The sequence below is a fragment of the Nocardiopsis listeri genome, from assembly GCF_020741345.1.
Classification (GTDB): Bacteria; Actinomycetota; Actinomycetes; order Streptosporangiales; family Streptosporangiaceae; genus Nocardiopsis; species Nocardiopsis listeri_A.
Genome location: NZ_DYZD01000003.1, coordinates 1 through 5,785, shown reverse-complemented (window position 1 = coordinate 5,785; position 5,785 = coordinate 1). Strand labels below are relative to the sequence as shown.

Sequence of the window (5,785 nt, the reverse complement as noted above, 5' to 3'; positions counted from 1 at the left end):
CTGGCTGCCCCGGTGGCGCCCCTGGCCGGGACGGACCGAGGGCACCCTGTACGTGGCGATGGACTGCGGGATGTGCCTCGGGGTGGGTGCTTGGGTGGCGGCACGTCGACCCACGGCGCTGCGCATGCGCCCGGCCGCCGACCACCCGCGGGTGTTGTACCGGCTCACCTACGAGACCGCCGACGGCACGCGCTGGAGCGGCCTCGCGGCGTTGGCGCGGGCGATGGAACACCTGCACCTGGGCTGGGCCCTGACCGGTTGGGCCCTGTCCCTGCCGGTGCCGCGCCACTTCCTGCAGCTGTGCGCGGACGCCTTCGGAGCCGGCCCCCGCCCTTCCCGGAAAAGCCCCGCCGTGGGACCGACGTCGGCGAGAGCCCCGTCACCAGCCGATCCATGACGTTCGGTGACGAACACAAGCACGAGTCCCCAACGCGCATGTTCTGGGCGAACCCTTCGCCGTTATGCTCGTGCCGGGCCGTCCCCGCATCCGGACCACAGCCGGACTCGGACGGCCTCACGTGATCCCCACCCCCCGGTACGAGGACACCCATGGAAGAACAGGCCATGCTCGCGCGCGATCTCGTGCTGCGTGTCTGTGCCGGACCGACCGAGTTCGACCCGCAGTGGGTCCGGGCCGGAGGCAAGGTCACCACCCCCTTCTCGGTGCCCAGGGACCGCAACCTCATTCGCGGGATCGTCGACGCGGGCCGCGCCCTGGGCGTGGACCGTCTCCTGGTCTGCCGCACCCGTGGCGAGTTCTCCTACGAGGCCGTCACCGAGGTGCCGCTGCACACCGAGACCCTCGTCGACCTCATCCGGGGCTGGGGGAACGCCCCCACCGACTTCCTCGTCTGTGTCGAGGACTTCTCCGCGGCCGTACTGGTCGCCGCCAACGAACTCACCGTCGCCTCCGGACCCGCCGACTTCGTCCGCGAGATCGTCGGCTCCGACATCCCCGGTGTTCGCGAGGAGTTCGCGGCCAAGGCGCAGCGAACCAAGCGCCCCGAGCTGTTGAGCGCCGCCCAGCGGTACCACTGCATCGAACCCGGCGCCCGGCACGCCCGGAACCGCGGCCCCGGACCCGACCTGCACGAACGTCTGTCGCGGCGGGCCGAACGCGCCCGAGTGCGATCCCCCCGGGCCGTACGTTCACTGCGGGCGGCGCGCGGCGGCTGGAACTGGCTCATGGTCGTGCTGTTGTTGGTGGCACCGTTGAGCGCACCGGAACTCGGACCGGCACTGCCCGCCCTGCTCCTGACCTTCGTCCTGCTGTTCCAACTGGCGTTCCTGGCGCGTTCGCGCACCGTGTCCTTCGCGACCCTGGCGCGCGTGGTGGCCCTCGGAGCCCTCCTACTGTGGCCGGTGGCCCTGCTGGAGGGAGCGATCGTGGGGTTGGCCGGTCTGGAGCCGTACGACGCTCTGGGCTACACCTACGTGGCGGTCACCGTCGAGGAGGTGGCGAAGCTGTCGCCGCTGTTGGTCTTCGCCCTCCTGGCCCGTCGGCGTATGCGCCGCATGGCCTCCGCCGACTTCCTGCTGTTGGGCGCCGCCTCGGGGGCCGGGTTCCAGTTGGCCGAACGGCTGTTCACCGAGTTCTCCGTGCCGAACACGGGGTCCACGGGCCTGTTCCTGCCAGGTGGCAGCACCATCTCCGGGCCCGAGGGCGAGGTGCTGGCGATCTTCTCCGGCCACGCCGTCGTCACCGGGCTGATCGCCGGTGCCCTGGGCCTGGCCGTCGTGGGTCGTCGTCGTTACGGGAACTGGATGTGGCTGCCGCCGATCCTGGCCGTATCGCTCGTGTACCTGGAACACCTGCACTTCAACGCACTTCTCGCGGTGGCCGCCCTGGATCCGTTCTCGACACTCCTGCACCGCATGCTGGGTGGAGGCGCGCTCACCCCGTGGCTGCTGCTGTCGGCCCTGGTGTTCGCGGTGGGCATGGACCACCGACTGATCGCCTCGGCCGCCGAGAGCACGCCCCCACTGCCCGGTCGGGCTCCGCTGGCCCGGCTGCGCCGGTGGGCGCACGGACGTTCGATCTCCATGCGGGTGCGGGTGCCCGCCGACATCGCCCCGATGTTCCGTCGAACGGCCCTGTCCGGGGCGGACCTGCCGATCACCCTGGCCACCACCATCACGGCCATCGTGCACGAGTTCGCCGCCGCCACCCGCGCCGCCCGGCGTGGTCCGGGCGCGCTCTGTGACACCCTGCGCTTCCTGCGCCGACGCCGGGCCAATGCCATGGGAGAGGTCCGATCCCAGGGGCGCCCGTGGCGCCGACACCCCTCCCAGGAGGAACTGGCCGGCCAGGCCCGCGAGCTGTCCTACCGTCTGGGGCTGGCGGGTACCGCGACCGGCACCGTCGTCGTGGCGGCCGTCGCTCTGACGGTCCTGGCGGGCGTGGTGAGGTGGGGCGTCTGGAACATTCCCGGCCCGCCCGAACCGGCGTACGCCGTCGTGGCCGTCGATCACCTGCAGAATCGGCTGGCCCGCGCCGACACCGGCGACGCGGTGTGGACCACCTTGGTCGGCGTGGCCGTGGTCAGCCTGCTGTCCATGGGAAACGCGGTGCCCTACGCACACCCCCGGATGCGCGAGTTCCTGCGCGCCCCCACCGCCAACACCGGTGTCATCCTCGGAATGCTGGCCCCCGGACAGGTGGGCTACGCGCTACCGGCCCTGGTCGGTCTGGTGCTGCCCCGCCGAGCGGACCGCCTCCTCACCCGCTGAACCGCCCTCGGTCCACGTTCAGGCCGGGTCGGTGTCGGTGATACCCACCGGGGGCTCGAAGACCCGAACGGGGGGCGGATCGCCCTCGTAGGGTTCCACTCGGACACGCACCAATTGTCCCGTGCAGCCCTGGCCCAGCGAGGACGTTCCCTCGTCCCGGGCCAGTGCGTTGGGGTTGCCGTGCACGCAGGTCACGTCCGAACCCGACGGGTCGTACCAAACGCCGGTGGACAGTTGCACCACGCCGGGGCGCGGAGCGTCGTCGACCACCACCCCGGCCAGGCAGGAACCGCTCGGTCCCGTCACCCGCACCACGTCGCCCTCGGCGACCCCCGCCGCCTCGGCGTCCTCGGGGTGCATCCGCAGTGGAGCCCTGCCGTGGATCTTCTGCGATGCGCTGTACCGCCCCATGTCCTGCTGGCTGTGGAAACGCTCACGCGGCTGGTTGGCCACCAGTACCAGCGGCCGCCACTGCGTCCCGTTCCCACCCGTGTCGGTCACGGCCGGACCCGGCAGCCACACCGGGTGGCCGGGGCAGTCCTCGTACCCGAACGACGCGATGGTCTCCGAATACAGCTCGATGCGCCCGCTCGGTGTCCGCAGCGGCCTGGCCTCGGGGTCCTCCCGGAAGTCGCCCATGAGCGCCTCGTCCTCGACCCGGCCCGGGATCTCCACCCGGCCCAGTTCCCAGAACCGGTCGAAGTCGGGAACCTCCAGGTCGCGGCGGGCCAGCATGGAACGCCATCGTTGGTAGGCCAGGCGCATCCACTCCCCGGAGGTGCGCCCCTCGGTGAACTCCTCCCGCACACCCAGCCGTTCGGCCAGGTCGGTGTAGGTGTCGTACTCGTCGCGGGCCCGCCCGTGCGGCGGCACCACCCGTGGCATCGCCCGCAACGCCAGGTCGCCCTGGCTCGCGGCCATGTCGTCGCGCTCCAACACGGTGGTCGACGGAATGACGATGTCGGCGTGTCTGGCCGTTGCGGTCCAGTGCGTCTCGTGCACCACGACGGTCTCCGGCCGCCCGAACGCCCGGGTCAACCGGTTCAGGTCCTGGTGATGGTGGAAGGGGTTGCCGCCCGCCCAGTACACGAGCCGGATGTCGGGGAAGTGCCGACGCTCCCCGTCGTAGTCGTAGGGCTCGTTCGGGTGCAGCAGCATGTCGGAGATCTTGGCCACCGGGATCAGCGAGTCCACCGCGTTGTCGCCCTGCGGGAACCGCGGCAACCCCACCGGGGTCGCGCCACCGCCGTAGTTGCCCATGGAGCCGTACCCCGAAGCGAACCCGCCACCGGGCAGCCCCACCTGTCCCAGGCAGCACGCCAGCGCGAGCCCCGCCCACAGCGGCTGTTCGCCGTACCTGGCCCGCTGCACCGACCAGCCCACGTTGATCAGGGTGCGCTTCTGCGCCATCCGGTGAGCCAGCGCCCGAACGTCCTCGGCGGGCACACCGCTCACCCGCTGCGCCCACTCGGGGGAACGCTCCACCCCGCCCGGCTCACCGTGCTCGTCGCGCTCGCCCCTCACGTAGGCGCGCAGCCGGTCGGCGCCGACGGTGTACCGGTCCAGGAAATCGGTGTCGGCCAACCCCTCCTCGAACAGAACGTGGATCAGCGCCAGCAGCACGGCGGTGTCGGTTCCGGGCTCCAACGACATCCACGTGCACTTGAGGTCGGCGGAGGTGTCGTCGCGCAAGGGGGACACCGACACGAACTCCACACCGGCGTCAGAGGCCGCGCGCATCGCCGGACCCGCCGTCTGCGCCGCCCGCCCACCGGAGGCGATCCAGGTGTTCGACACCCGCAGCCCGCCGAAGCTCACGAGGAGTTCGGTGTGCTCGCGGATCCGCTCCCAGGAGGGTGCGCGGTGCAGCAGCCGGTTGGCGGCCGGAACGCCGATGATCCTCGGGAACAGCACCTCCACGGCCCCGTGGCTGTAGGTGGTGCGCGACCGCGTGTACCCGCCGATGGTGTTGAGGAACCGGTGCAACTGGCTCTGCGCGTGGTGGATCCGTCCCGCGCTGCCCCACCCGTAGGAGCCGCCGAAGATCGCGGCGTTGCCGTGGCGGGTGCGTACCCGGTCCAGTTCGGTGGCGAGCAGGTCCAGGGCCCTGGACCACTCCACCTCCACGTACTCGTCGTCGGGGTCGCCGCGCCGCGGGTCCGGACCCGGGCCGTTCTCCAGCCAACGGCGTCGTACCGCCGGTCGGGCCACCCGGGTGCGGTGGTGCTGGGCGTCCGGAGTGTTGGCCATCAGCGGGGACGGAGCGGGGTCACGAGGATCGGGGTGCGCCCCCACCACCCGATCGTTGTCCACATCGACCCGGTAGGCACCCCAGTGGGTGCTGGTCGGGTACGGCTGCACGGCCATGTCGCATTCCCCCGTGTGATTCCGGGCCCGCCCTCATCGGGCCCGGCCACACTCTATGCACCGTACGGTGCGATGATGAGGCCCGCGGGCCCGGACGGGACCCGTCTCACACCACGGACCGCAGCGCACGGATGGAGCGGGGAGAACACGCCATGGCAGAACCGAGGTCGCGTCGGTCGGTGCTCGCGGTACCGGGATCCAATCCCCGGTTCGTGGAGAAGGCGCGGGGGCTGGACGTCGACGCCTTCTTCCTCGACCTGGAGGACGCGGTCGCGCCCCTGGAGAAGGAGGCGGCCCGCACCACCGTGGTCGAGGCGCTGACCGAAGGCGGATGGGAGGGCAAGGTCCGCTCCGTGCGGGTCAACGACATCTCCACCGAATGGGCCTACCGCGACGTCATCACCGTGGTCGAGAACGCCGGCGCGCACCTGGACACCCTGGTCCTGCCCAAGGTCACCGCCGCCCGCGACGTCCACTGGCTCGACACGCTCCTCACCCAGATCGAACGCGCCGTGCGCCTTCCCCTCGGGCGGATCGGCATCGAGGCTCAGATCGAGGACGCCAAGGGCCTGGTGAACGTGGACGAGATCGCGGCCGCCTCCCCACGGTTGGAGAGCCTCGTCTACGGGCCCGCCGACTTCATGGCCTCCCTCAACATGAAGGGCCTCGTGGTCGGCGAGCAGCCGCC

Annotated in this window: 3 protein-coding genes and 1 pseudogene; 3 read left to right on the top strand and 1 reads right to left on the bottom strand. The window is 71.4% G+C overall.

What is annotated here, in order from left to right; genetic code table 11:
* A pseudogene (locus K8V84_RS00180) lies at positions 1–397 on the top strand (isoprenylcysteine carboxylmethyltransferase family protein); the annotation flags it as partial.
* A 152-nt stretch (positions 398–549) separates the two neighbouring features.
* Positions 550–2,730, top strand: coding sequence for a PrsW family glutamic-type intramembrane protease (locus K8V84_RS00175; protein WP_304069095.1), 2,181 nt, complete (start codon positions 550–552; stop codon positions 2,728–2,730).
* Positions 2,731–2,748: 18 nt separating this feature from the next.
* On the opposite strand, the gene K8V84_RS00170 is transcribed toward K8V84_RS00175, so the two are convergent.
* On the bottom strand, positions 2,749–5,097 hold the full coding sequence (locus tag K8V84_RS00170; RefSeq protein WP_304069094.1) for a molybdopterin-dependent oxidoreductase: 2,349 nt from the start codon (positions 5,095–5,097) through the stop codon (positions 2,749–2,751).
* Positions 5,098–5,249: 152 nt separating this feature from the next.
* Here K8V84_RS00170 and K8V84_RS00165 point away from each other — a divergent pair.
* Positions 5,250–5,785: CoA ester lyase (locus K8V84_RS00165; RefSeq protein ID WP_304069093.1), on the top strand; the 536-nt coding region annotated here is incomplete at its 3' end.

Bases quoted from the DNA above. Each gene is read 5' to 3' on its own strand.
- K8V84_RS00175 (WP_304069095.1), top strand. From the start codon at position 550: ATGGAAGAACAGGCCATGCTCGCGCGCGATCTCGTGCTGCGTGTCTGT.
- K8V84_RS00170 (WP_304069094.1), bottom strand. From the start codon at position 5,097: ATGGCCGTGCAGCCGTACCCGACCAGCACCCACTGGGGTGCCTACCGG.